The organism is uncultured Ruegeria sp., from assembly GCF_947500045.1.
Taxonomy (GTDB): Bacteria; Pseudomonadota; Alphaproteobacteria; order Rhodobacterales; family Rhodobacteraceae; genus Ruegeria.
The window spans coordinates 50,759-77,235 of the sequence record NZ_CANMQQ010000004.1 but is presented as its reverse complement, the minus strand read 5'-3'; the positions used below and the strand labels follow the sequence as shown (position 1 = coordinate 77,235).

At 58.0% G+C, this 26,477-nt stretch carries 23 protein-coding genes; 11 read left to right on the top strand and 12 right to left on the bottom strand.

Going from position 1 to position 26,477, the window contains the following annotated elements:
- The first annotated feature begins 20 nt into the window (after nt 1-20).
- From dut to Q1B46_RS08425, 3 genes are all read left to right on the top strand, one after another.
- Nucleotides 21-479: a dUTP diphosphatase gene (gene dut, locus Q1B46_RS08435; protein ID WP_299946896.1), complete on the top strand. Its 459-nt coding sequence runs from the start codon at nt 21-23 to the stop codon at nt 477-479.
- A complete protein-coding gene (gene moeB, locus Q1B46_RS08430) occupies nt 479-1,525 on the top strand; it encodes a molybdopterin-synthase adenylyltransferase MoeB (RefSeq protein WP_299946894.1) in 1,047 nt (348 codons plus the stop codon). The genes dut and moeB overlap by 1 nt, the downstream gene beginning before the upstream one ends.
- A gap of 75 nt (nt 1,526-1,600) precedes the next feature.
- Nucleotides 1,601-3,616, top strand: coding sequence for a M3 family metallopeptidase (locus Q1B46_RS08425; protein ID WP_299946892.1), 2,016 nt, complete (start codon nt 1,601-1,603; stop codon nt 3,614-3,616).
- Here Q1B46_RS08425 and Q1B46_RS08420 read toward each other — a convergent pair.
- Genes Q1B46_RS08420 through Q1B46_RS08395 form a run of 6 tightly spaced genes read right to left on the bottom strand, consistent with a single transcriptional unit; the run spans nt 3,613 to nt 10,171 of the window.
- Complete coding sequence (locus tag Q1B46_RS08420) at nt 3,613-4,545, bottom strand: glyoxylate/hydroxypyruvate reductase A (RefSeq protein ID WP_299946890.1); 933 nt, start codon at nt 4,543-4,545, stop codon at nt 3,613-3,615. The genes Q1B46_RS08425 and Q1B46_RS08420 overlap by 4 nt on opposite strands.
- 10 nt (nt 4,546-4,555) lie before the next feature.
- Nucleotides 4,556-5,695: a rod shape-determining protein RodA gene (rodA, locus tag Q1B46_RS08415; protein ID WP_299946888.1), complete on the bottom strand. Its 1,140-nt coding sequence runs from the start codon at nt 5,693-5,695 to the stop codon at nt 4,556-4,558.
- Nucleotides 5,692-7,641, bottom strand: coding sequence for a penicillin-binding protein 2 (gene mrdA, locus Q1B46_RS08410; protein WP_299946886.1), 1,950 nt, complete (start codon nt 7,639-7,641; stop codon nt 5,692-5,694). The genes rodA and mrdA overlap by 4 nt, the downstream gene beginning before the upstream one ends.
- The gene (locus Q1B46_RS08405; RefSeq protein WP_299946884.1) at nt 7,638-8,174 is read right to left on the bottom strand and encodes a rod shape-determining protein MreD; all 537 of its coding nucleotides are present in this window, start codon (nt 8,172-8,174) and stop codon (nt 7,638-7,640) included. The genes mrdA and Q1B46_RS08405 overlap by 4 nt, the downstream gene beginning before the upstream one ends.
- The gene (gene mreC, locus Q1B46_RS08400; protein WP_299946882.1) at nt 8,167-9,069 is read right to left on the bottom strand and encodes a rod shape-determining protein MreC; all 903 of its coding nucleotides are present in this window, start codon (nt 9,067-9,069) and stop codon (nt 8,167-8,169) included. Before mreC ends, Q1B46_RS08405 begins: the two co-directional genes overlap by 8 nt.
- 55 nt (nt 9,070-9,124) lie before the next feature.
- A complete protein-coding gene (locus tag Q1B46_RS08395; RefSeq protein WP_170685433.1) occupies nt 9,125-10,171 on the bottom strand; it encodes a rod shape-determining protein in 1,047 nt (348 codons plus the stop codon).
- A 154-nt stretch (nt 10,172-10,325) separates the two neighbouring features.
- On the opposite strand from Q1B46_RS08395, the gene rlmJ reads away from it, so the two are divergent.
- Complete coding sequence (rlmJ, locus tag Q1B46_RS08390; protein WP_299946879.1) at nt 10,326-11,111, top strand: 23S rRNA (adenine(2030)-N(6))-methyltransferase RlmJ; 786 nt, start codon at nt 10,326-10,328, stop codon at nt 11,109-11,111.
- Between the two features lie 169 nt (nt 11,112-11,280).
- Here the strand turns inward: rlmJ and Q1B46_RS08385 are convergent, their stop codons facing one another.
- Entirely contained in the window at nt 11,281-12,849 is a 1,569-nt protein-coding gene (locus Q1B46_RS08385) for a 2-isopropylmalate synthase (RefSeq protein WP_299946876.1), read from the bottom strand.
- Nucleotides 12,850-13,125: 276 nt separating this feature from the next.
- On the opposite strand from Q1B46_RS08385, the gene Q1B46_RS08380 reads away from it, so the two are divergent.
- Nucleotides 13,126-13,791 carry an SDR family NAD(P)-dependent oxidoreductase gene (locus Q1B46_RS08380; RefSeq protein WP_299946873.1) on the top strand — a complete coding sequence of 222 codons (666 nt, stop codon included), beginning with the start codon at nt 13,126-13,128 and terminating at the stop codon, nt 13,789-13,791.
- 7 nt (nt 13,792-13,798) lie between these two features.
- Here the strand turns inward: Q1B46_RS08380 and Q1B46_RS08375 are convergent, their stop codons facing one another.
- A complete protein-coding gene (locus Q1B46_RS08375) occupies nt 13,799-15,307 on the bottom strand; it encodes a 2-isopropylmalate synthase (protein WP_299946870.1) in 1,509 nt (502 codons plus the stop codon).
- A 154-nt stretch (nt 15,308-15,461) separates the two neighbouring features.
- Here Q1B46_RS08375 and Q1B46_RS08370 point away from each other — a divergent pair, with 154 nt between their 5' ends.
- The 3 genes from Q1B46_RS08370 (at nt 15,462) to Q1B46_RS08360 (ending at nt 19,154) form a co-directional block, all read left to right on the top strand.
- Nucleotides 15,462-17,120: an NAD+ synthase gene (locus tag Q1B46_RS08370; RefSeq protein ID WP_299946867.1), complete on the top strand. Its 1,659-nt coding sequence runs from the start codon at nt 15,462-15,464 to the stop codon at nt 17,118-17,120.
- Nucleotides 17,121-17,453: 333 nt separating this feature from the next.
- The gene (locus tag Q1B46_RS08365) at nt 17,454-17,675 is read left to right on the top strand and encodes a hypothetical protein (RefSeq protein ID WP_299946865.1); all 222 of its coding nucleotides are present in this window, start codon (nt 17,454-17,456) and stop codon (nt 17,673-17,675) included.
- 147 nt (nt 17,676-17,822) lie between these two features.
- Complete coding sequence (locus tag Q1B46_RS08360; protein WP_299946863.1) at nt 17,823-19,154, top strand: FAD-binding oxidoreductase; 1,332 nt, start codon at nt 17,823-17,825, stop codon at nt 19,152-19,154.
- 3 nt (nt 19,155-19,157) lie between these two features.
- Here Q1B46_RS08360 and Q1B46_RS08355 read toward each other — a convergent pair whose 3' ends face one another.
- On the bottom strand, nt 19,158-20,090 hold the full coding sequence (locus Q1B46_RS08355) for an MBL fold metallo-hydrolase (RefSeq protein ID WP_299946861.1): 933 nt from the start codon (nt 20,088-20,090) through the stop codon (nt 19,158-19,160).
- Between the two features lie 117 nt (nt 20,091-20,207).
- Between Q1B46_RS08355 and Q1B46_RS08350 the strand changes: the two genes are divergently transcribed.
- Both Q1B46_RS08350 and gltX read left to right on the top strand, forming a co-directional pair.
- Nucleotides 20,208-20,642 (top strand): DUF1801 domain-containing protein, encoded by a 435-nt coding sequence (locus tag Q1B46_RS08350; protein ID WP_299946858.1) that lies wholly within the window; start codon nt 20,208-20,210, stop codon nt 20,640-20,642.
- Nucleotides 20,643-20,702: 60 nt separating this feature from the next.
- Nucleotides 20,703-22,028: a glutamate--tRNA ligase gene (gene gltX, locus Q1B46_RS08345; RefSeq protein ID WP_299946855.1), complete on the top strand. Its 1,326-nt coding sequence runs from the start codon at nt 20,703-20,705 to the stop codon at nt 22,026-22,028.
- Nucleotides 22,029-22,045: 17 nt separating this feature from the next.
- Here the strand turns inward: gltX and Q1B46_RS08340 are convergent, their stop codons facing one another.
- Complete coding sequence (locus Q1B46_RS08340) at nt 22,046-22,657, bottom strand: gamma-glutamylcyclotransferase family protein (protein ID WP_299946851.1); 612 nt, start codon at nt 22,655-22,657, stop codon at nt 22,046-22,048.
- A gap of 94 nt (nt 22,658-22,751) precedes the next feature.
- Between Q1B46_RS08340 and Q1B46_RS08335 the strand changes: the two genes are divergently transcribed.
- On the top strand, nt 22,752-23,198 hold the full coding sequence (locus Q1B46_RS08335; protein WP_299946849.1) for an Rrf2 family transcriptional regulator: 447 nt from the start codon (nt 22,752-22,754) through the stop codon (nt 23,196-23,198).
- Between the two features lie 2 nt (nt 23,199-23,200).
- Here the strand turns inward: Q1B46_RS08335 and Q1B46_RS08330 are convergent, their stop codons facing one another.
- Both Q1B46_RS08330 and Q1B46_RS08325 read right to left on the bottom strand, forming a co-directional pair.
- Nucleotides 23,201-25,729 carry an FtsX-like permease family protein gene (locus tag Q1B46_RS08330; RefSeq protein WP_299946847.1) on the bottom strand — a complete coding sequence of 843 codons (2,529 nt, stop codon included), beginning with the start codon at nt 25,727-25,729 and terminating at the stop codon, nt 23,201-23,203.
- Nucleotides 25,726-26,421 (bottom strand): ATP-binding cassette domain-containing protein, encoded by a 696-nt coding sequence (locus Q1B46_RS08325; RefSeq protein WP_299663001.1) that lies wholly within the window; start codon nt 26,419-26,421, stop codon nt 25,726-25,728. The genes Q1B46_RS08330 and Q1B46_RS08325 overlap by 4 nt, the downstream gene beginning before the upstream one ends.
- Between the last annotated feature and the right edge of the window lie 56 nt (nt 26,422-26,477).

Genomic DNA, 26,477 nt, shown 5'->3' with positions numbered 1-26,477 from the left:
CCGATAAAACCTGAGGTGCAGTGATGGTGGCAATTCGCGTGATCCGAGAGGAAGGGGCTGACCCGTCAGTTCCATTGCCGTCTTATGAAACAAAAGGCGCCGCCGGTGCGGATATACGTGCCAACCTACCGGATGGTGCATCGATTGTGCTAGAGCCCGGTCATCGCGCACTGGTACCCACGGGCCTCCGGATAGAAATTCCCCAAGGGTACGAGGTTCAGGTGCGCCCGCGTTCAGGGCTTGCTTTGAAACACGGGATCACGCTGCCCAATACACCCGGCACAATTGACAGCGACTACCGCGGCCCATTGGGTGTGATCGTGCTGAATGCGGGTCAGGAACCGTTCGAAATTGCACATGGTGAGCGTATCGCGCAGTTGATCGTCGCACCCGTTGTGCAGGCAACGTTTGAAGACGCAGAGGCTCTGAGTAAGACCGCCCGCGGCGCAGGCGGGTTCGGCTCGACCGGGCGCGGCTGATGCTTTTGGTTCTGATCCTTGCTGCCGGGCTTTGGGGCGTCGGATACATCGCCGGAGTGTCGCGTACCGCGCGACTGGTTTCTGTTGGCGCATTGCTGACGGGCGTGATCATCGCCCAGCTCGTGTTGCCAGAAGGTAATCCGTTGCGTCAGGCAACCGGTGGGTCTGCGGCGATGTGGCTGATCCTTGCTGGTTCAGCCCTGTTGGTTCTGCTTTATGGTCGGGGCATCAAAGCATTGCGAAATCGCGCCACGCCCAGCCCTGTGACGGAGCCCACCATGCCAACCGATCAGTTCAGCGAAACCGAACTTGAACGCTATGCCCGCCATATCGTTTTGCGTGAACTGGGCGGGCCCGGACAAAAGCGGATGAAACAGGCGCGCGTTCTGGTGATCGGTGCGGGCGGGCTTGGCGCACCCGCCCTGCAATATCTGGCCGCCGCCGGTGTTGGTACGATCGGTGTGATTGATGATGACGAGGTCGAGAATGCGAACTTGCAGCGGCAGGTGATCCATCGTGACACCGATATCGGAATGCCCAAGGTCTTCTCGGCGGAGCAAGCCATGATGGCACAAAATCCCAACGTGGTGGTTCTGCCATATCACCGCCACCTGACCGACGAGATTGTGGAGAACCTGTTCAGCGATTTCGATCTGATCCTTGATGGCACCGACAATTTCGAAACCCGCTATCTGGCCAACCGAACAGCCGTTGGGTTGGGCAAGCCGCTGATCTCAGGCGCGCTGTCGCAATGGGAAGGACAACTGAGCGTCTTTGACCCCGCCACCTGCGGTCCCTGCTATCAGTGCATTTTCCCCGAGGCACCAGCACCCGGTCTTGCGCCCTCTTGCGCCGAGGCGGGGGTGATCGGGCCGCTGCCCGGTGTGGTCGGTTCGATGATGGCGGTTGAGGCGATTAAAGTGATCACCGGGGCGGGGCAGACTTTGCGGGGCGAAATGCTGATTTACGACGCGCTTTACGGCGAAAGCCGCAAAATCACCATGTCGAAACGCGCTGACTGCCCGATCTGCGGCGCGTCCTGCTGAGTTAACTTCAAATTTCCGGGTAGCTCTGGATCATTGCAACGGACGGTCTTAGCTATGGGGTCAAAGGAGACCTCAATGACCAATCCGATCCTGTCCGACTGGAACACACCGTTCGAAATCGCGCCTTTCGCAAAGATATCGGATGGTGATTTTGCCCCCGCGCTTGAGCAGGCAATGCAAGCGCATGACGCCGAGATCGAGACGATAGCGGCAAACCCGGATGCGCCAACCTTCGCCAATACGATTGAGGCGCTTGAGGCTGCCGGTGAACAGATGGACAAGGTTCTGTCTGTTTTCTTCACCGTTGCCGGTGCCGACAGTAACCCCAAGCGTGAAGAGCTGCAGCGCGCGTTTTCACCAAAGTTGGCAGCGCACTATTCGCGTATATCGTCGAACAAAGCGCTGTTTCAACGCGTGGCGGACCTATGGGATCGGCGCGATGACTTGGGCCTGACTGACGAACAGGCACGCGTTCTGATGTTGTCGCATCGGGGGTTTGTTCGTGCAGGGGCCGCATTAACCGGCGATGACGATGCGAGGATGCAAGCCATCAAGGCGCGGTTGGCCTCACTAGGCACATCCTTCACGCAAAACCTGCTGGCAGATGAACGTGAATGGTTCATGGATTTGACTGAGGAAGACCTGCAAGGCCTACCAGATTTCGTGGTCGATACCGCCCGAACTGCTGGTCAGGAAAAGGACGCGGATGGCCCGGTTGTAACGCTGTCACGCTCGCTGATCGTTCCTTTTTTGCAGTTTTCTCCGCGCCGCGACCTGAGGGAGAAGGCCTATCGCGCCTGGACGGCGCGTGGCGCAAATGGGGGTGAGACCGATAATCGCAAGATTTCCGCCGAGATTTTGGCCCTGCGAGAAGAACGCGCGAAACTGCTCGGCTATAGCAACTTTGCCAACTACAAGTTGGAAACTGAAATGGCACGGACACCTGATCGGGTGCGCGATCTGCTGATGCAGGTCTGGGAGCCCGCCAAAGCCCGTGCAGACGCGGATGCTGACCTCTTGACGCAGATGATGCAGGAGGATGGTGTCAATGGCCCGCTGGAGGCTTGGGACTGGCGCTACTATGCTGAAAAACGGCGCAAGGCCGAGCATGATCTGGATGAGGCCAAACTAAAACCATACCTTCAGCTGGAACGGATGATCGAGGCATCCTTTGCCTGCGCCAATCGCCTGTTCGGGCTGGAATTCACCCCGCTGGACGTCCCGCTTTATCACCCCGACTGCCGCGCGTGGGAGGTAACCCGCAACGGCAAACACGTCGCAGTGTTTATCGGAGACTACTTCGCGCGGGGCTCAAAACGGTCAGGTGCATGGTGCAGCGCAATGCGCGGGCAGGCAAAGTTCCCGAAAGAACAGGCACCAGTTGTCATCAACGTCTGCAATTTTGCCAAGGGCACCCCGGCGCTTCTGTCCTATGACGATGCGCGGACCCTGTTCCATGAATTTGGCCACGCCCTGCACCAGATGTTGTCCAATGTGACGTATGAGAGCATTTCTGGCACCTCGGTGGCGCGTGATTTTGTCGAACTGCCCAGCCAGCTTTACGAACACTGGCTGGAAGTGCCCGAGGTTCTGGCCGATTTTGCCACCCACGTGGATACCGGTCAGCCGATGCCGCAGGACATGCTGGAGAAGGTTTTGAAAGCCGCGAATTTTGATCAGGGGTTCCAGACGGTGGAATATGTCGCCTCTGCGCTCGTCGATCTGGCGTTTCATGATGGCAAAGCTCCAGCTGACCCGATGGCAAAGCAGGCCGAGGTTCTGGGCGAAATCGGAATGCCCTCCGCCATCGGAATGCGCCATGCCACCCCGCATTTTGCCCACGTATTCGCTGGCGACGGATACAGCTCGGGGTATTACAGCTACATGTGGTCCGAGGTTATGGATGCGGATGCTTTCGCGGCCTTCGAAGAAGCGGGCGGCGCATTTGACCCAGAGCGCGCCAAGTCGCTGGAGGATAATATCCTGTCCACCGGAGGTTCGCGCGAAGCAGAAGAGCTTTATCTGGCCTTCCGCGGGCGTTTACCGGGGGTTGAGGCGTTGCTCAAAGGACGTGGCCTGATCGCGGCCTAATAACCTAACCCGCGATCCACGAGGTTCAGGAAGGGCTCTCCTGCCTCACCTCGTCGGATGTTCTCGCAGATCACTTGCGCCGATGTGACCGGACGGGTTTCAGAGGCGATGTGCGGTGTTACGGTCACGTTGGGATGCGCCCAATAGGAGTGTTCGGGCGGCAGAGGTTCGGTCCGGAATACATCCAGTGTGGCATGTCCAACCTGACCCAAATTCAACGCCCGCAGCAATGCGTCGTCGTCGATCAAAGGCCCACGCCCCGGATTGATGATCTGCGCGCCTTTAGGCAGCAAGGCGAGCGTATCGGCGTTCAGGATGTTCGTGGTCGCGGGCGTGTCGGGCAACAGCAGCACGACGATTTCAGTCTGCGACAGCGCCGCGCGCAACCCTTCCGACCCGTGCAGGCAGGTCACGCCGGGGATATCCTTTGCGGTACGGCTCCAGCCGATGACATGGAAGTCCAATGCCGCCAACGCGCGGGCCGATGCCTCACCCAATGCACCCAGGCCCAACACGCAGACCTTGCGTTGAGAGGCCAGCGGCGGTGCATCCGGTGTCCAATCGCCGTCCTGCTGCGTAATGTGACGGTCCATGCCAAGGTGATAGCGCAACACATGGCCTACCACCCATTCGGTCATGCCCTGCGTAAGCCCTCCGTCCACCATACGCGCAAGGGGAACAATCAGGGTCTCATTGCCCGAGATGCTCTCTACCCCAGCCCAGAGGCTCAGCACGGCTTTGAGCCGCGTATAGGGGGTGAAGTCCTGCAATCCGCCGTTCGGGGCATAGACGACATAATCGACCTGATCTGCGGGGATGTCCCTGGCCAGATGAAAATCAAGCTCAGCGTCTGTCAAACCCTGACGCAGCAGTGGCTCATATTCCGGCCACAAGCCTGGGCGCGCGGAAAACAGAACATTCACGGGCATGAGAGACCTTTCAACGGGGGCGGTGGATATGGGCACTTTGGACAATGCCAAAGGCGGCCATCAGGACCAGCATGGCTGATCCGCCATAGCTGACCATAGGCAATGGTACTCCGACAACCGGGGCAAGCCCCATCACCATCGACATATTGACCGCAAAGAACAGGAAGAAGTTGAGCGCAATGCCCAATGTTACCAGTGACGAGAACCGGTCTTTGGTCGACAGCGCGGTGACCATGCAGAAGATCAGGATCAGACCATAAAGGATCAACAGGGTGATGCCGCCAACAAAACCGAATTCTTCGGCCAGAGTGGTAAAGATGAAATCGGTGTGCTTCTCAGGCAGGAAGTTCAGCCGAGATTGGGTGCCTTGCATAAATCCGCGACCATTCCAGCCACCTGAACCAAGCGCGATCTTGGACTGCGTGATATGGTATCCCGCCCCCAACGGATCGGTAGACGGATCGAGGAAGGTGTCGATGCGCCGAAACTGGTAATCCTTAAGCAGCTGCCATTCCGTCCCACGGCTGTTGAACACAGTGGCGATCAGTCCAACCCCAGCTGCAATCACGGCGGCGAAATAGGCCCAGTGAACTCCGGCCAGAAACATCAGGCCTCCGCCAGCAGCCAACAGCAGGATCGAGGTGCCGAGATCCGGCTGGCGCAGCACCATGAATGTGGGGATAACGATCAAAATGACCGGGATAATCACCCAAAGCGGACGTGATGTTTTATGTGCGGGCAGCCAGTCGTAATAGGCGGCCAGTACCATCACCAGCGCAACCTTCATCACCTCCGAGGGCTGCAAACGCATGAACCCCAGATCGATCCAGCGCTGGGCACCCATGCCGATGGTGCCAAAGAGTTCGACGACGATCAGCAAGCCAATTGAGCCGAGATAGGCCACAACCGACATATTTCGCCAAAACCAGATCGGCACCAAAGCAATAATGAACATGACCGTCAGACCCAGCCCGAACCTTTCCAACTGGGGTTCGGCCCATGGCATCCAAGATCCGCCCGCCACGGAATACAGCATCAGGAAACCTGCACTGGCGACGCTGATCAACAGCAGCGTCAGCGGCCAGTTCATATACAGAAACTTGCGAAACCCCGACGGCGTGGATTTGACGGCATATTCAAGATAGCTCATGCGCGGTCCTTTTCGTCGGGACGCGCCTTGGGGCGACGATCACCCTCTAGCCGTTTCTGCTGTTCTTTGATCCGCCCGCGGTCGCCTGCCGGATAGGCTTCGAGCGGGGGTGTGCCGTTGTAGAGCGCTTGCAACATGATGTCGCGCGCTACAGGGGCTGCGGCCTTGGAGCCGCCGCCGCCATGTTCCACGACCACGGCCACTGCGTATTTCGGATTGTCATACGGTGCGAAACTGACGAACAATGCGTGGTCGCGACGCTCCCACGGCAGGTCTTCGTTGCGGATCACCCCTGCGGCGCGTTCAGCTTTGGTGATGTTGCGAACCTGGCTCGTGCCGGTTTTTCCGGCCATGCGGAATTCATCGGCGATGATCCGGCTGCGATATGCGGTACCACGCCGATTGTTCGAAACCGTGAACATCGCTTTGCGCACCTGCTCAAGATTGTTGCGGTTGATCGGCAGCGCTTCTCCTGCGCCCGAGGGCTGTTCGATGCCGTTCATCGAACGTACCAGCCGAGGTGTTACCGCCCGACCTGTGGCCAGCCGCGCCGTCATAACCGCCAGTTGCAACGGCGAAGCAAGCATGAACCCCTGACCGATCGAGGCGTTGGCGGTGTCACCCACCAACCATTCCTGCCCGTGAATACGTTGTTTCCATTCCTGATTGGGCGCCAGTCCCGCGGCAACGGCGGACATGGGAATGTCATGTTTGACGCCCAGTCCAAATATGCGCGCCATCTCGGATATCCTGTCGATTCCGACACGGAGAGCCACGTCGTAGTAGTAGACATCGCAGCTGCGCTTCAGCGAAGTTTCAAGGTCAACAGTGCCATGCCCGCCACGTTTCCAGCAGTGGAACCGGCGGCTGCCTACTTTCAGATGGCCCGGGCAATAGACCGTGTTGGAGGGGCTGATCACGCCAGCCTCAAGCGCGGCCATGGCGGTGATCATCTTGAAGGTCGATCCGGGGGGATAGGTGCCTTGCACCGTTTTATTGGCCAGTGGGCGATATTTGTTATTTGTCAGCGCGCGATAGTCAGCCACTGAAATACCGCGCACGAACAGGTTGGGATCGAAACTTGGGGCCGAGCTGATGGCACGGATATCGCCGGTCTCGCAGTCGATCACGACGGCTGCGGCGCTTTCCCCAGCCAGTCGGGCCTGGGCGTATTGCTGAAGATCGGCATCAACAGATAGTTGCAGGTCGGCCCCGGCAAGGCCTTCTTGACGGTCCAGTTCTCGCATGACGCGGCCCGTGGCGTTGACTTCGACACGCTTGGCCCCCGCTTTACCACGCAGGCTAATTTCCTGTTTGGCCTCTAATCCGACTTTCCCGATCTGGAAGCGGGGAATGTGCAGCACCGGCTCGGGGTCATCAATCTGGCTCAGGTCGTAATCGCTGACGGGGCCGACATAGCCCACCACATGGGCAAAATCTTCATACCGCGGATACTGGCGGGTCGAGCCCACTTCGGGCGTGACACCGGGAAGGGCAGGGGCGTTGACGGCAACCTTCGAGATATCCTCCCACGTGACCTGATCGGCCAGTGTGACTGGCAGGAACGGGGCTGAACGGCGCATTTCCGTTTTGGCGCGCTCAATCTCGTCCTGCGTCAGAGGGATTAGTTCGGACAGCTTGGCGATGACCTTGTCAATGTCGCCTGCGTCTTCGCGCACGATCACGATGCGATAAGATGGCGAATTTTGTCCAATAATCTGTCCGGTCCGGTCATAGATCCGGCCCCGCGTCGGCGGGATCAGGCGGATGTTGATGCGGTTTTCTTCGGCCAGCAGGCGGTATTCATCCGCCTGATCGACCTGCATGAACCGCATCCGGGCAGCCAGGCCGCCGACAAAGGCCACCTGCAAACCACCCAGGATCAAAGCGCGGCGTGGCAGACGTTTGTAAGCAAGGCCTTGAGGCTTTGGATTGCGCTGCTTCATGGTCGTACCCGTGGCATTCCGCTATCGGCAACTGATTTGCGGCGTACGCCAAAGGCGCTTTGGCTCAGCAAAACCATCACGGGGTAGATTGCAATTGTCAAAACCACTTGCACCACCACCGGCCCCAGTGTCGCCTGTTGTACCGACAGAATACCAAGAATGAGACGATTAAGCACAAACACTGCCGTGATGACGGCTCCGACCGTTGTCCATTCACCGACAAATCCGGCGTCTTTCATGCCAGCTGACGTGGAATGCAGATATGCTGCCCCCAGAACAACCAGGGCGGCCAGCAGGCCGGGTGGGCGTTGCAACAGCAAATCCGCCGTGAACATGATGATGGCGATCATTAGGATTGGTACATATTCAGGCCGCCGCAAAACCCAAGCATATGTAAGCGCGACCAATATGTCGGGAAAAGGCAGGCGATCAGGTTTTGTGTCCAGCGGAAGCAGATGCAGAAACATCACTAGGACCGACAGCGCAACATACAGGCCGCGTTTGGCCCAAAGGTATGAGGTAGACCTATCCATCGTTGAGCTCTTGCGGGGTCAATGATGCCTCGGGTTGGCGCGGGCCAACGATATCTCCGGACTCTGTAATTGGGGGGGCTGATTGATAGCGCAAGACGCGCAGGAACTCGAGCCGCTCAAAATCGGCGGACAGCCGCACGCGCAACCTGCCGCCGGGATCGACCGTGATCTGGCCAATCAGCAACCCGCCCGGAAACACGCCGCCATCGCCCGATGTCACAACGCGGTCACCGGGGCGAACGAGTTCCCGGTTCTCCAGGAATTCCACCGCAGGTGCCGAAGTGTTGTCACCGGTGATCAGCGCAGTCTGACCCGATGGTTGGATGGTGGCGGGTATGGCGCTGGACGCATCGGTCATCAGGATCACGCGGGCCGTATCAGGGCCGACGCCCGAAATGCGACCCACGACGCCGATCCCATCCATTGTCGCCCAGCCATCCACGATGCCGTCCCGCTCGCCAACATTCAGCAAAACCGACTGCCGGAAGGGCGAACCGCTGTCCGCCATCACAACGCCTGTGACATAGGTCAGCCGTGGGTCAAGCCGCACGTTGTTGAGATCCAGCAGGCGCGCGTTTTCCTGCTCTAGCTGCAGTGCGGCCTCTTTCCAGGCGCGCATCAGGCGCAATTCGCTACGCAATTCCTGGTTTTGTTCGCTGAGGCGCTGGTAGCTCTGGAAGTCACGCGACAGGTTAACCACCGCTGTAACTGGAACCATCGCCCATTCCATCGACGGTACAACCTTGTCCACCACCTGAGCGCGGAATCGTTCGACGCGCGGGCTGTCGATACGCCAAACCAGAAAGATTGCAAGCAGGCATAAAACAACGATCCCCAAAAGCAAACGGCGCAGGGGTGTCGTGTATTCGTCGCGCTGTGATCGGTCCTTTGCCACAGGACTCCTTCCCGTGCTGCTCGTGCCCGAGTTTTACCCCATAAAGGTGCGCGCCTTAGCTTTCGTAGTCAATCGCGTGGCGCAGTTGTTTTTCGTATTCCAGCGCCTTGCCGGTGCCCAAAGCCACACAATTCAGGCTTTCATCGGCAATCGACACGGCCAGACCGGTCTGTTCGCGCAGGGCGAGGTCCAGATCACCCAACAGCGCACCGCCGCCTGTCAGCATCACACCCCGGTCCACGATGTCCGCCGCCAGATCGGGCGGCGTGGTTTCCAGCGCGGTCATCACCGCCTCACAGATGGCTTGTACAGGTTCGGATAACGCTTCGGCTACCTGGGCCTGACTGATCTCGATTTCTTTTGGCACACCGTTCAGCAGATCGCGGCCCCGGATATGCATCGATTGGCCTCGGCCATCGTCAGGCATACGGGCAGTGCCGATGGTGGTTTTGATCCGCTCAGCCGTGGATTCACCCACCAGCAGGTTCTGCTGTCGACGCAGATACGAAATAATCGCCTCATCCATCCGGTCACCGCCCACGCGGACCGAACGGGCATAGACGATGTCGCCAAGTGACAGAACCGCCACTTCGGTGGTTCCGCCGCCAATATCGACGACCATGTTGCCGGTCGGATCGGTGATGGGCATCCCGGCGCCGATGGCAGCCGCAATTGGTTCCGCGATCAGACCGGCGCGACGCGCACCTGCGGACAAAACCGACTGACGGATCGCGCGTTTTTCAACGGGTGTCGCGCCATGTGGGACGCAGACGATAATTTTTGGCTTTGAGAATGTGGAACGCTTGTGCACTTTGCGAATAAAATGCTTGATCATCTCTTCAGCGGTGTCAAAGTCGGCAATCACGCCTTCGCGCATCGGGCGGATCGCTTCGATCGAGCCAGGAGTCCGGCCCAGCATTAGCTTCGCATCCTCGCCGACAGCCAGCACTTTCTTGACACCATCCTTGACGTGATACGCCACAACCGAAGGCTCAGACAGGATCACGCCGCGCCCCTTGACATAAACCAGCGTGTTTGCTGTTCCGAGGTCAATTGCCATGTCCGCTGAGAACAGGCCGCCCAGATTGCCGAAGATGCCCATATTTTACTGATCCCGTTTGTCAGAATTTCCACTGCCCGCGACTCGACGGTTCCGGGACGGATGCCTTATAGGGTGCCAACTCGCCCGGTAAAAGGGCTGATTCCGCGATAGTCAGCACCTTTCCGCCTTATTGATGGGGACTTTAGAAGGCAAAATGCTCTCATATCAACACATTTACCACGCTGGCAATCTGGCTGATGTACAAAAGCACGCATTGTTGGCGTGGACGCTGCGATATCTGACTCGGAAGGACAAGCCGCTCAGCTATATAGAGACCCATTCCGGGCGCGGGTTGTATCAGCTAGACACGGCCGAAGCCGTTCGAACCGGCGAAGCGGCTTCAGGAACGGCGCGGGCTCAGCGTGAGGGCTGGTTTGATCCCGACCATCCGATGGCTCAAGTGCTGGAAGCGGTACAGGCCCGCCACGGCGCAGCGGCCTATCCGGGGTCACCGCTTGTAGCGGCTAATCTTCTTCGCGAACAAGACAGTCTGCATTTCGCCGAATTGCACCCACAGGAATATGCGGCCCTTTCAATGACGCTGTCGCCCTATGGTGCGAAGGTCTATCAGCACGATGGGTTTGACTTGGTACAATCGTTGCTGCCGCCGACGCCTCGTCGGGGTTTGATGCTTATCGATCCGAGCTATGAGGTGAAAGCCGATTATGCTCGGTTACCGGGGATCATCGCCAAGCTGCATCGTAAGTGGAATGTTGGTGTGATCGCGCTTTGGTATCCGCTTCTGACGGACGGGCGACATAGTTCTATGATTTCAACATTGAATTCCATGGATTACCCAAAGGCGATTTGCCACGAAGTGACGTTCCCTCCTGCGCGTGAGGGGCATCGCATGGTTGGGTCTGGTATGTTCATGCTGAATGCGCCCTTTGGTATTGAAGACGAAATGCGCCGTATTTCAGGGTTATTCGCGGAACTTTGATAGAGCTCACACAAATGGACAGAAATGCTCCCGCCCCGTTTGCCAGCATCAGAGATGCCGTCAAGCGCGTTGGGCCCGGCAGCGCGCCAGGGGCGCGCTGCCGGGCCCAAAACCCAAGAAGGTTCGGCGAAGCCGGGCCATCGCGGGTGCGGGAGCCTCCGCCGATTGATTAGGTCAGATCTTTGTAGCTGATCTCACGCGTATCTGCCCCGGGGCCCGCCTTTTCGCGGCGCATGATCAGGCGGTTTAGCGCGTGGATATAGGCCTTGGCAGATGCGACAACCGTGTCGGTGTTTGCCGACTGGCCTGTGGCGATCATGCCATCCTCTTCCAGTCGTACCGAAACTGTGGCCTGCGCGTCTGTGCCTTCGGTTACCGCATGCACCTGATACAGCTGCAAATGGGCCTGGTTCGGGTAAATCGCACGGATTGCCCTGAATGTCGCGTCCACCGGACCGTCGCCATGTTCAGTGGCGATGACATCTTTACCATCAAACTCAAGCTCGACCGTTGATTCAGCCTGACCACCAGTGCCGCAGGTCACTTTCATAGATACCAGTTGCAGGCGATCATCGTCGTCATCCAGAGACATCAAAGCGATCAGGTCATCGTCAAAGACCTCTTTCTTGCGGTCGGCCAGATCCTTGAACCGCACGAAGATATCCTTGAGCTGATTATCCCCGACCTCATAGCCCAGCGTCTCAAGCTTGTCGCGCAATGCCGCGCGCCCGGAATGTTTGCCAAGTGGCAAAGACGTTCCCGAAAGGCCGATATCCTCGGGGCGCATGATCTCGAAATTTTCGCGGTTCTTCAGCATCCCGTCCTGATGGATGCCACTTTCGTGGGCAAACGCATTCTTACCAACGATGGCCTTGTTGAACTGGACCGGAAAGCCCGCCACAGTCGCCACCCGGCGTGAGATGTGCATAATCTTGGTGGTATCAATGCCGGTGTGCCAAGGCATGATGTCATTGCGGGTACGCAGGGCCATCACAACCTCTTCCAGCGCAGTGTTACCGGCACGTTCACCAAGCCCGTTGATGGTACATTCGATCTGTCGCGCCCCGCCTGCGACAGCGGCCAGCGAGTTCGCGGTCGCCATGCCAAGATCGTTGTGGCAGTGGGTGGCAAAGATCACCTCGTCTGCGCCTGGCACCGTTTCGATCAGGCGTTTGATCAGATCGGCGCTTTCGACCGGTGCTGTATATCCAACAGTATCGGGGATGTTGATTGTGGTCGCACCTGCCTTAATGGCAATCTCGATCACGCGGCACAGATAGTCCCACTCGGTCCGAGTTGCATCCATCGGCGACCACTGCACGTTTTCGCACAAGTTGCGCGCATGGCTGACCGTTTCGTGGATCTTGTCGGCCATCTCGTCCATCGTCAGGTTCGGAATGGCACGGTGCAGCGGAGAGGTGCCGATGAACGTATGTATCCGGTTCTTGTCGGCGTGTTTCACGGCCTCCCAACAGCGGTCGATATCGGCGAGATTGGCGCGGGCCAAACCACAGATGCGGCTGTTTTTCGAACGCTCGGCGATTTCGGAGACCGCTTTGAAGTCACCTTCGGAAGCGATTGGGAACCCGGCCTCGATAATATCGACACCCATCTCATCGAGCAGCTCGGCAATCTCCAGCTTTTCATTGTGGGTCATGGTGGCGCCGGGGCTCTGCTCGCCATCGCGCAAAGTTGTATCGAAGATCACGACGTGGTCTTGGTCGGTTACGTTGGTCATGGGATACTCTTTCTTCTTCTGTCCTAAAGCCTATTGGCGCGCGGGCGTCCTCCTCTGAGCGGGCGCGCCGGATGGCACGCTCAGAGGCGGATTAGGATCAGTAGACCGCGCAGCAACGCACCACGGGGTGCGGCGTCAGCAAATGCGATATCTGCGCGGTTGATCATGGGCATCAGCTTATACAGGGCACGCCGCGAATGAAAAGCGAGAAAATGAACCGGAACAGTATTTGGGCGAATTGTTGAAGACACAGGGTTTTCGCCTAACTCTGGTTCTATGAAAACCGCATTGATCATTGGCGCCACTGGTGGAATCGGGCGCGCACTAAGCGACAACTTGCAGGCGCAAGGCGTCGAGGTGACGGGCTTGTCCAGATCCGACGATGGGTTCGACCTGGCCGATCCCGAAGTTGCCGAACACATGCTTTCACAGGTCGCCGGGCCGTTTGATCTGGTCATAGTCGCGTCAGGGGCGCTTGAGATTAACGGGGCCGAACCGGAAAAGTCGATGCGCGCTGTTTCAGCGCCTGGGATGTTAGACCAGTTCGCCTTGAATGCGGTTGGCCCGGCATTGGTGCTGAAACAGGCGCGCCGGCTGTTGCCGCGTGATCGGAATTCGGTCATTGTCGTGTTGTCGGCGCGTGTCGGGTCAATCGAAGACAACCGTCTAGGTGGTTGGGTGAGTTATCGCGCAGCAAAGGCTGCGGTGAACCAGATCGTCCACACCACTGCGATCGAACTGGCCCGTACCCACAAAAAAGCCGTTTGTGTTGCGTTACATCCCGGCACGGTCAAGACGGCCTTTACCCAAAAATACCTCGGACGCCACCCGGCGGTCGAACCCGAAGAAGCTGCCGCGAATTTGCTTGCAGTGATTGATGCGCTGACGCCAAGCGAAACTGGCAATTTCTATGATTGGGCGGGGAAACGTGTGCCTTGGTAAGGCATGCCTAGTTGTTGCTGGAATCCGAGCTTTCCGCATCGGGTTCTGGTTCTGACGCCTCGTTTCCGATGTCAGGATCAGGTCCAGTGTCAGGATCAGGAGTGGCAGTCGCGTTTTCGGATTCACGTGCCAGCGTATCGTTCTCCCAGACACCCGTTTCGACTTCACCGCCTGCGAAACGCATAGTGCCTTCGCCGTGGCGTTTGTTGTCCAGGAAGGTGCCCTCGTAGATATCTCCGGTCTCATAAGTCGCGGTGCCGGTGCCGTTGATTTTTCCGTCCGCCCACTCGCCTGTATAGCTGAAACCGCCAGGGCGGGTGAGAGTTCCCGTGCCATGGCGCTTACCATCAAGGAAATCGCCCTCGTAGACAATGCCATCTGGAAATGTGGCTTTGCCTTTGCCTTGTCGAATACCGTCCGCCCAGTCCCCATCATAGCGATAGCCGTTGGCAAAGGTCAGAACGCCCCGTCCGTCAAAGCGGGCGTTTTTAAACGTGCCTGTATACGCGGTGCCGTTGGGGTAGGTTGCGGTGCCGGTGCCTTCGAAGACGCCGGCGATCCAGTCGCCGTCATAGATCGAACCATCCGGATAAGTGGTCTGTCCTTTGCCGTGGGGCAGGTCGTCTTGAAAATCGCCAACATAGACCGAGCCATCGGGATAGATCATCTCACCCAGGCCTTCGATCTGACCACGCTGCCAAGCACCGGTGTACTGAAAGCCGTCACTACCCTTGTAGGAGCCCTGACCATGGCGTTGGTCATCGGCATAGTCGCCTTCATAGGTGGCGCCGTTGGCATAGATGGACTTGCCTTGGCCCTGTCGACGATTATTGACCAGTTCGCCTTCATAGACGTCTCCGTTGGGCTGAACCTGACGGCCTGTTCCCGACATCTGATCCTCGGCCCAGGTTCCGTCATAGGTTAAACCGTCAACCCAGACCTGACTGCCTTGACCATGCCGTCGCCCGTCCTTGATTTCGCCTTCGTACTTGCTGCCATCGGCATAGGTGATCTTTGCGCTGCCAGTTTTCTGGCCATCAACCCAGTCGCCCTCATAAACGGACCCATCCGTGCCGGTTAAGACGCCTTGACCATGGTATTGGGCGTCCTTGAAGCCGCCCTCGTAACGCAGGCCACTGGAATACATCGCAATCCCGGTGCCATTGATCGTTCCATTGGTCCATTCCCCTTCATAGGTCCGGCCATCGGGGTACACGATCTTGCCGCGCCCGTCGGGCTGGCCCTTGACGAAATCGCCTTCGTAGATCGCGCCGCTATCATATCGCGCTGTGCCCCGCCCCTGAATTTCTCCTTCAACCCATTGGCCAGAGTATTCAAATCCGCTGGGCAGCCGGTAAGTGCCGGTGCCATGCCGCAGGCCGTTTTCGAACGTGCCTTCATAGACACCTCCGACCTCGTCGTCTTCGATAACGATCTGACTGTCCTGCTGGGCTACCGCGAAGGTTGCCAGCATGGCCATCGTTGCAGCAGTAAGGGATGTGCGGATCGCTTTCATATTTGTACCTGCCTGCGGGTTTCGTCACGCGTGAGTGTTGGCGCAAAACTAGGATACCGCCGGGGGCAGGGCAACGGCTTTTGCCGCATTTGCCTTTTACTCGCGCTGTGATCTGCTAAATCCCTGAATGACTGATGAGGGCAAGAGGGCAAAAATGGCCGACCGTTTCCGTATCACGCTGGCACAATTGAACCCCACCGTCGGGGACATCGAAGGCAATGCCGCCAAGGCCAAAGCCGCATGGCAGAAAGGGCTTGAGGCACAGGCTGATCTGGTGGCTTTGCCCGAAATGTTTGTTACGGGATACAATACCCAGGATCTGGTGATGAAACCTGTCTTTCACCGGGCGGCGATGAATGCGGTGCAGACGCTGGCTGAAGCGTGTGCCGATGGTCCTGCACTAGCAATCGGCGGGCCTTGGGTTGAGGGCGGAAAGCTCTATAACGCTTACCTGATCCTCAAAGGTGGGCAGATTGTCAGCAAGGTGCTCAAACATCACTTGCCGAATGAGACGGTGTTTGATGAAGTCCGCCTTTACGATGCGGGCCCGATGGGTGGCCCCTATGCGGTTGGCAATGTCCGGGTTGGCAGCCCGATCTGCGAGGATGGCTGGCATGAAGATGTGGCCGAGACGTTGGAGGAAACCGGGGCCGAGTTTCTGCTGATCCCCAACGGGTCGCCTTATTTCCGAAATAAATATGATATCCGTCTGAATCAAATGGTGGCGCGCACGGTCGAGACAGGTTTGCCGGTGATCTATTTAAACATGGTTGGCGGGCAAGATGATCAGGTGTTCGACGGTGCAACTTTTGGGCTGAACCCGGGCGGAGAGCTTGCGTTCCGTATGCCGGTCTTTGACGAGGCGATCCAGAATGTCGACCTGCTGCGCGGCGATGATGGCTGGCGGATTGACCCCGGCGAGGTGGTGCCGCAACCTGACGAATGGGAGCAGGATTACCGCGCGATGGTGCAGTCCCTGCGCGACTACATGGGCAAAACCGGTTTTGAAAAAGCGGTGCTTGGCCTGTCCGGTGGTGTCGATTCGGCGCTTGTGGCGGCGATTGCTGTGGACGCCATCGGTGCGGATAATGTGCGCTGCGTGATGCTGCCTTCGGAATACACCAGCCAAAGCTCTTTGGATGATGCCGAAGCGGTCGCCAAGGCGCTGGGCGTGCATTTTGATTTTGTGCCAATCTCTCAGGGCCGGGCTGCAGTGACTGAGACTTTGGCACCGTTGTTCGAAGGGCATGCCGAGGATCTGACCGAGGAAAATGTTCAGTCCCGCCTGCGCGGGCTGCTGTTAATGGCGATTTCGAACAAGTTTGGCGAGATGTTGTTGACCACAGGCAATAAGTCAGAGATCGCGGTAGGGTACGCCACAATTTACGGGGACATGAACGGGGGCTACAACCCGATCAAGGATCTGTACAAAACCCGCGTGTTCGAAACCTGTCGATGGCGCAACGCCAATCACCGGGATTGGATGATGGGTCCCGTGGGTGAAGTTATCCGTCCCTCGGTCATCGACAAACCGCCAAGCGCCGAATTGCGTGAAGATCAGAAAGACAGCGACAGCCTGCCGGATTACCCTGTGCTGGACGCCATTTTGGATATCCTGGTGGATCAAGATGGCTCAGTCGCTGATTGCGTAGCGGCCGGGTTTGATGAGACCGAAGCACGGCGAGTTGAACACCTGATTTACATCAGCGAATACAAGCGCTTCCAATCTGCGCCGGGGACGCGGCTAACGCCACGCGCCTTCTGGCTGGACCGTCGCTATCCGATCGTAAATCGCTGGCGGGATAGGAACTAGGTTTCAGCCCGCATTCCTCAATCATTGTTGCCGGATTCTTAGCAATCAAGTTTTCTGCCCTGAATTGTTTATAAAACACAATTGGTTGCAGGGCAGATGTGCGGGTTTGACTTGTGTTTAGGCCTATTTTTTGCCACATTTGTGACAGGGGTTCGCCTCATATGGGGCGGATGTGACGTAATCCGGTAAGCTGCTCTGCTGTTTTCAGAACCTGCGACCGTGATTGTTGATCTGGATAAGGGCATCCGTGTTTGGGGTGTCAGTAAAGATGTTGGTGGTCAAATGACGAATGGATACGATAAATCGCTTCATAATCCGTTGCCGTGGAGGACAATGGAATCTTCGCCACGCGAACTGGATGAAGATTCGCTGGACGCTTCAATCGCAGAAATTTTGAACCAAGAGGCACCAGCCTCGAAACCAGTCGCAGATAGTGCACCGGCGCGTTCAGAATTTCCGCCCTTGAAATCACAAGAGGGTCTTGCGGCAAAGGCCGATACTGGCCGTCGCTCAATCCTGCGCCAGACATGGGCGCAATTGTCGGGCGCTGCCTGATTTAAGCGTGCATGCGTGGCGTCAACCGCCGCGCATTGGCTGAACGGCCACAGGTTTTGGCAATTGGCCGAACTGCTTCTTTTTTGCATTGTCAGCACAACGGTTCTCAGGCTGGATGTCGTTCGATGAATAAATTCCGAGCGGTTGATGCCTGGCCCTACTCCGACACCTGTCGAATCTGATTTCACCCATCCTAAATCCGTAGATGTCGTTGTCATTGGTGGCGGAATTATCGGTGTCTCGACGGCATTGGAACTGGCCGATCGGGGCGTTTCTGTTCTGTTATGCGAAAAAGGCCGGATTGCCGGCGAACAGAGCTCACGCAATTGGGGCTGGGTTCGGCTGGGTATTCGCGACCCGCGCGAGATTCCGTTGATGCAGGAATCCATTCGCATGTGGGGCGGATTGGAGGGGCGCATCGGGCGGGCCACGGGTTATGCCCAATCGGGAATTCTGTTTGGTGCATCAGGGGCGCGGGACGATGACAAGCTGACGCAGTGGTTGAACCACGTCGACGGGCTGCAAACCGGTGCCCGCATGGTCGCCGGCCCTGAGCTGGACGCGTTGTTACCAGACAATACCATGAAGTTGCGGTCGGGACTTTACATGCCGCAGGATGGACGGGCCGAACCGCAATGGGCTGCACCCGCCATCGCTGAAGGGGCCCGTGATCGCGGAGCCGCGATCATGACGCAATGCGCAGTTCGAAGCGTCGATCTTGAGGCTGGTCGGATCGCGGGTGTCTTTACCGAACGTGGCCGTGTGAGCTGCAGTCAGGTTGTGCTCGCGGGCGGAGCCTGGTCGCGGCTGTTTGCGGGTAACACAGGGATCGCTCTGCCCCAGCTAAAAGTGTTGAATACCGTCATGCGAACCTCGCCGGTTGAGCCGGGTCCTGAAGTATCGCTCTGGAGTGATGATTTTGCGATTCGAAAGCGCTCGGACGGTGGTTACACCATCGCATCTGGCCATGAGAATATCGCGGATATCGTCCCTGACAGTTTCCGCCTTGGATTGCAGTTTCTACCCGCTTTCCGGCTAGAGTGGCGTTCCTTGCGTTTTCGACTGTCCCGCCGCTGGATGACCGAAGCCAAACAGGACAGAGCCTGGTTGCCGACCGATGTCACCCCGTTCGAGCTCTGCCGGGTGTTGGATCCCGACCCCTCGCAAAAAGTCTTGCGGCGGGTTTGGTCCAGCGCCCGCAAAGCGATGCCTGTGCTTGAAGGCGCAGAGATCGTCCAAAGCTGGGCCGGGTTGATCGATGTAACCCCGGATGCAATTCCGATAATCTCCGATGTGGATGAGGTGCCGGGCCTTCACATCGCGACCGGTTTTTCCGGCCATGGCTTCGGGATTGGCCCCGCCGCAGGTCGGTTGATGGCCGATATCGTCACCGGCATCTCGCCTATCGTTGATCCGACCGCCTTTCGTCTGTCCCGTTTCACGGATGGTTCAAAAGTGCGGCCGGACGCAGGTTATTAAAGCTTAGCCCATCATCTGATAGCTGACCGGCACGAAGCGGAAGCCGTCACCACGGGTTTCAACATATCCGGCAGCAGGGAAGGGCATGTGATACCCGATCATGGGCACTTTGTCGGCCGCGAGCATACCCAGCACGTTCCGTCGCGAAGCGGTTGCGGCAGCAGCATCCATGTCAAAGCTGAATGGCCATTCGGGATGAGCAAAAGACCAGACATAGTGGTTTGCCAGATCCGCCGTCAGAACCAGGCGTTGGCCATTGCTTTCCAGATGGAAAACCGTGTGGCCAGGTGTGTGCCCATGCGCCGCCATGGCTGTAATCCCCGGAGTTACGGCTCCGCCATCTTCAAGAAACGTCATCTTCTCGGCCTGAGGTGTGACTTTTGCTGCAACCATATCTCCAACTCGGTTCCCCGCATCCATCGCAGACCAGAAATTGTACTCCGGCGCGGCCGTGACAAAGCGTGCGTTCGCGAATGTTGGCGCTTCATTCGTTGTCATGCCGCCGATGTGGTCGGGGTGCATGTGGGTGATCACAACCACATCAATCTGGTCGGGTGTTACACCAGCGTCAGCCAGTGCCGCCTGAATCCCGCCTTGGCCCAACCCTGTGTCAAACAACACCAGTTCAGCGCCGGTATGGACCAGTGTGGGCGTGAAGAAGAATTGCGCGATATCAGTAGGAACAAAGTTTTCTGCAGAGACGGCTGCAAATTGATCTTCCGCTACATCCGCGGCGAACAGCGCCTTCGGGTCGTCACGGGGGACGCTGCCGTCAAGCAAAGTCGTGACCGTGAAATCGCCCAGCTTAAATGATTTGGCGATGGTCGAGTTTGCTTTGGCCTGCTCGCCTGCCGCCAACACTGGTGCGGCAACGGAAGCAAAAGGTAATGCGGCTGCGGCACCCAAAGCGGCTCTGCGTGTCAATTTGATGGTCATGTCTAAGTCTCCCTGTCAGAACGCCAGTGATAGAAATAGGTCAGCGCAAGTACTTGGCCAGTATATAGACACAACACATGGGCTGTGCGGATGAACATTACGTGTTAATTTTTGTTCATGACGCGATCAGAGAACAAAACCCAACCCACCGGACACAGCGTCGGTGCTTTCCTTGCAGCGGTGCAACCGACACGCAAGGCGGAAGAGGCGCAGGTGCTGGACGGGCTGTTTCGCGAAGTCACCGGGTTTGCTCCTGTGATGTGGGGTCCATCGATCATCGGTTATGGCAAGTATCACTACCGCTATGCCTCAGGACGCGAGGGCGATTTTCTGGCAACCGGGTTTTCGCCGCGCAAAACCGCGCATTCCATCTATATCATGCCGGGATACGGTGATTTCCAAGATATTCTGCCGAGATTGGGCAAGCATAAACTGGGCAAGTCCTGCCTCTATGTGAACAAGCTGCCGGATATCGACCTGGACGTGCTGTCCGAGCTTATCAAAGCCGGACTTGAGCGTCTGGATAGCCTGTGGCCGGTTGAGCCGACCTGAAAGCCCCTGCTGGACAAAAACACGCCCATGTGAGATGAGCCGCGCCAACAGGAGACTTCCATGACCACGACCCGTTTTGCCCCGTCGCCCACCGGTTACATCCATGTGGGCAACCTGCGCACTGCCCTGATGAACTATCTGATCGCCCGCAAGGCTGGCGGCACGTTCATTCTGCGTATCGATGACACTGATCCTGAGCGGTCAAAAGAAGAATATGTCGATGCGATCAAGCAGGATATGGAGTGGCTGGGTCTGCACTGGGATCGGATCGAACGTCAGTCTGACCGCCTGGACCGTTATGCCGAAGCCGCCGACAAGCTGCGTGAGATGGGCCGGTTCTATGAGGCGTTTGAATCGCCGACCGAGCTGGACCTCAAGCGCAAGAAGCAGCTGAACATGGGCAGGCCCCCGGTATATGACCGCGCTGCGCTGAACCTGTCAGACGCCGAGAAAGAGGCGCTGCGCGCTGAGCGGGGCAATGGGGTCTGGCGGTTCAAACTGAACCATGAGCGCATCGAGTGGAATGATGGCATTCTGGGCGATATCTCGATCGATGCTGCCTCGGTCTCTGATCCAGTGCTGATCCGAGGCGATGGGCAGGTTCTTTATACGATTGCGTCCGTTGTGGACGATACCGAGATGGGTGTGACTAATGTGGTGCGTGGGTCGGACCACGTGACCAACACCGCGACACAGATTCAAATTATCGATGCGCTGGGCGGCACTTGCCCGCATTTCGCGCATCACTCGCTGCTGACAGGCCCGCAGGGCGAGGCGCTATCTAAGCGTTTAGGCACGCTGGCCCTGCGCGATCTGCGTGAACAGGGCGTGCAGCCAATGGCTCTGCTTAGCCTGATGGCGCGGTTGGGGTCCTCTGATCCGGTTGAGCTGCGTGCTGAGATGTCCGAGCTGATCGAGGGGTTTGACATCAACCGTTTTGGCGCGGCACCAACCAAGTTCGACGTGCAGGACTTGTTCCCACTGACCGCGAAACACTTGCAATCACTGCCGCTGACCGAAGTGGCCGACGCTGTTGCTGAGGCAGGTGTTCCGGCAGATTTGGCCGAGCCCTTTTGGATCATGGCACGCGAAAACATCACCACTTTGAGCGATCTCAAGGGTTGGTGGGAGCTGTGTCGCGATGGGGCAGAACCTCTGATCGCAGATGAAGACCGTGAGTTCATTGCAGAGGCTGTGGCCCTGCTGCCCGAAGGTCCGTTCGACGCGAATACCTGGGGGACTTGGACCAAGGCTGTGAAAGAGACCACGGGCCGCAAGGGCAAAGGTCTGTTTATGCCGCTGCGCAAAGCGCTGACCGGGATGGAACGGGGCCCAGAAATGGCAACCCTGTTGCCGCTGCTGCAGGTGATCCGCGCGCGCGGCTAACGTAGCGCGTCAGAGCTTTAGAAGACGAAGGAGGCAGGCAAATCGCCTGCCTTTCTTCGTTCTCCGGGTTGCAAAACTTGCGCAGAAACACGTTGCAGGCGGTCGTCTACAAACTCGGTTTCCAGCTGTTTTAATTGCTGATGCCGGGGATATCGCGGCTCGGCACGATCATTCAAAATCGGGGCGTCCCATCCATCGGTTGTCGCAAAAAACCGATCGGCACCGTCCTGTCCAAATGCCCTCAGATAACCCTGCACGACAACATCAATGTAACTCAGAAGCAGCGGATGGTGATTGCTGGGCGCGGTATGTCGGTCGTGCGGAACGGCATAGACGGCGATTTCCGCCGCTTGCGTCAAGGTATGTGTTACCGATTGGGTGGCGGGCACACGATCATAAGCCCATTCCCGTTCATCCAGCGCAGCCCAATCATCATTAGGCACATGGGCGATCATTCCATCGATCTCTGACGCAGGATCCGGGATCGCCGTCAGAAACGCGACCGGGCGCAAATCGGTATGCCGCCATGCCCGTCGCCAGCCTTTCAGATGTGCTGGACGCGGGTCGGGAAAGTCGTGTGTCGACAGGTTCACGAGGCTGCCATAGCCGAAGAAATAGGGGTCTGCCATCCGGGTCGTGTCCTTCTTTGACGATTGATGTATGTCAAACAGTCTTTTTACGGGACATGCAATAAGGCTTCATCTTGAGATTCGGGAGGCCCTTATGCGGATTACCAAACGGACGAATATAGCTGTGCGCGTTCTGATGTATTGCGCCGCACATCAGGATCGGCTGGTGACGAAAGCCGAGATTGCCGAAGTCTGCAATATTTCAGAGAACCATCTGGCGCAGGTGATCAACCAACTTAGCCAGTTGGACTATCTCAGCACCCAACGTGGCCGCAATGGCGGTATGACGCTGGCTCGCTCAGCGGACCAAATCCGAGTCGGGTCAGTGTTCCGTCATGTCGAAGGCGGTTTACCGATTGCCGAGTGCTTCGCAGATGCCGATAACACCTGCCCGCTGACTGATGCCTGCCGCTTGCGGTTGGCGCTGCAAGACGCGGCCGAGGTATTTTATGCGTCACTGGACGAAATCACACTCGATGCGTTGATTTGTGACAACGATCAATTGTTGAAGATACTACAGCCCGTCGCCTGCGTGCGCTGAACTCAATCACTTGCGCGCAGGATGCGGGCTGGGCGTACCGAGAGCGGGCGCAGGGCAAAGAGCATCCCCGCCCCCAGCGTTACGACAATGCCTGCGAAAACGATCCCTAACGCGGATGGCCAGATGATCGTGAACTCTGTATCGAAGATATAAGTGGCAACCGCCCAACCGCCCACAATGCCGGTCAACAGGGCGACACATCCGGCGGCGGCCCCCAACAGGACCGCACGCAAGGCAAAGCTACGTAGAATTCGGCCTCGGTTCGCGCCCAGAGTTTTGAGGATTGCTGCCTCGTATCTGCGCGCGGGCTCTCCTGCGGCTGCAGCACCGATTAGAACCAGAAACCCGGTCAGCAAGGACACGCCCGCGCCATATGAGGTGGCGGCTGCCAAGCCTGCCAACAAACCAGAGACCCGGTCGATGGCATCGCGGACGCGGACAGCGGTGATGTTGGGATATTGCCCAGCAAGATCGCGCAGGATGGCGGCCTCTGCCTGCTCTTCTGCGTAGACGGTCGCGATGAAGCTATGCGGGGCACCCGCCAGTGCAGATGGGTTCATCGACATGACAAATCCCATTCCAGCGGTGGAAAAATCAACCTCGCGCAGTGAGGTCAGTTCAGCCGTAATGTCGCGGCCAAGGATATTAACCGTCAGTTCATCACCCAGTTGCAGACCCATTTCTGCAGCCTCTTCGGCGGCAAAACTGACCTGAGGAGTGCCTGCATAATCGTCAGGCCACCAATTTCCGTCTGTGACGCGTGCATTTTGCGGCGGTTGGGCGGAATAGGTCACTCCGCGGTCACCATCCAGAACCCAGTGATCGCCTGCAACATCGCGCGCAGGCTGCCCGTTGATCTTGGTAATGATCCCGCGCAGCATCGGCGCACTTTCGACCCGGGTGACGGCTGGGTCGTTATCAAGACGCTCGCTGAACCCCGGCATCTGGTCCTTCTGGATATCCACGAAGAAATACGAGGGTGCCACTTCCGGCAGGTTCCCCGAAATTGCATTGCGTAGGGTGCCGTCGATCTGCCCTACCGCTGCAAGAACCGAAAGACCGAGCCCAAGGGACAGAACCACCGAAGCCGCGCCCTCGCGCGGGTCAGATATGGCGGACAAGGCCCATCGCAGGGCTGGATGCCCGCGCACCCAAGGGGTGCCTGCCCGGGCGAGTTTGCGTGCGGCGAATGCAGAAAGTGCCAGCAGCGCAAGCGCCCCTGCCAGTCCTGTGCTGGTCCATAACGTCAACCGGGTAGAACCGCTGAACCATGCGGCAGATCCGATCAACACCGCAAGACCCACGGCTGTTGCGACGACATAGATCAGGCGCGGGAAACTGCGCGCTGAGGACAGCGCATCCCGGAACAAGGTTGCCGCGCGCACCTCTTCGGTTCTGGCCAGAGGCCATAGTGTGAACAGGAACGCCGTCAGAACCCCATAAAGTGCGGCCTCGAACAATGGCTGCGGATACAGCGAGAACGCTGCGGGGATTGGCAATTGCGTTTCGATTACCGGGGCCAGCAGCAGCGGCAATATCCCACCCAGGGTCAGCCCCATGATAATGCCGATGCCAGACAGAACGGCAATCTGGATCATATAGGTCTGAAAGATCGTGGCCCGATCCGCGCCCAAAGTCCGCAGTGTCGCAATCGTTTCCGTTTTTTGGGAAAGATAGGCGCGCACGGCGGCAGATACACCGATCCCGCCTACCGCCAAGCCAGATAGGCCAACCAGCACTAGAAACGCGCCGAGGCGACCAACGAATTCAGAAATTCCCGGCGCACCATTGCGGGCATCGGTCCAGCGCATACCGGTTCCCTCAAAAGCCTGCCTCGCCTCGGACGACAGTGCATCCAGCTCGGCAGTCTGAGGCAGATCCAACCTGTATTTGGTGGAAAATAGAGTGCCCGGAGCCAATAGGCCCGACGACTTCAGATCTTCTGTTCGAACCAATGTGCGCGGTCCCAGCGAGAACCCATCTGCCGCACCATCCGGTTCATGCGATAAGGCGGCCATAAGAACAAATCTCTGGGTGCCAAGGTCAAACTGGTCCCCAACCGTAAGGTTCAAACGGTCAATCAGAGAGGGGGCCATAACCGCGCCGGGTAGTCCATCGGCGCCTGCAAATGCATCGGTCAGAGACAGCGTTGGTTTCAGTGTCGCCGAACCTAACAGCGGGTAAGCGTCATCCACAGCCTTAACCTGGGTCAGCGCGCGTTGCGTGCCCGCATCGTTGCCCGTTACGGCCATGGACCGGAAGTCGACAACTTCGGACACTGCCTGCGCGGTTCCTTCCATCCACGCGCGCTCCTGATCGTTGGCGAAGCGATAAGTGAATTCCAGCTGCGCATCCCCGCCTAGAAGCGATGCACCCTCTTGCTGCAAGCCGGTCTGGATTGCTTGGCGAACCATGCCGACTGCTGCAATCGCCGCAACGCCCAAGGCCAGACAAGCCAGAAATACCCGAAACCCGCGTAACCCACCACGCAGCTCGCGCCGCGCCAGCCGTCCGGCCAGATGCAGGCTCATTCGGCGGCCTCGCGCTGAGACTCCTCAGCGATACGGCCGTCCCGCAAGCGGACAACACGGTCGCATTTCTGCGCCAGCGTATGGCTGTGTGTGACCAGAACCAGAGTGGCGCCGTGCCTGTCGCGTAGGCCGAACAACAGATCAATGATCGCCGATCCGTTGGCTTCATCCAGATTGCCTGTGGGTTCGTCAGCCAGCAAAATCTGCGGGCGCGGGGCCGAAGCGCGCGCCAGTGCCACTCGCTGCTGCTCGCCACCTGACAACTGCGCCGGGTAGTGATCACTTCGGTGAGACAGTCCCACCGCCTCTAGCTCGGCCTCGGCACGCTTGAAAGCATCTTTGTGCCCCGCAAGTTCCAGTGGGGTGGCCACGTTCTCAAGCGCGGTCATCGTCGGGATCAGGTGGAAGTTCTGAAACACCACACCCATGGCATCTCGTCGGAATCTCGCTAGCGCATCCTCGCCCATTTCCGTCAGATCATGGCCCAATGCTGTAACGCGGCCACCGGTGGCCTGTTCCAACCCGCCCATCAGCATTAGCAGTGAGGATTTCCCCGAGCCGGAAGGACCGACCAGCCCCAAAGTTTCACCCTGGTTCACGGTCAGAGAGATGTCGTGCAGGATATCGACCCTTCCGGCATTGCCATCCAGCGATAATGCGGCATCTTGGAGGGTGAGAACGGGTATCGTCATCAATCAGGCCATTAAAAGGGGTACGGTCCATTGGGATATGGCGTGAAACAGAAACT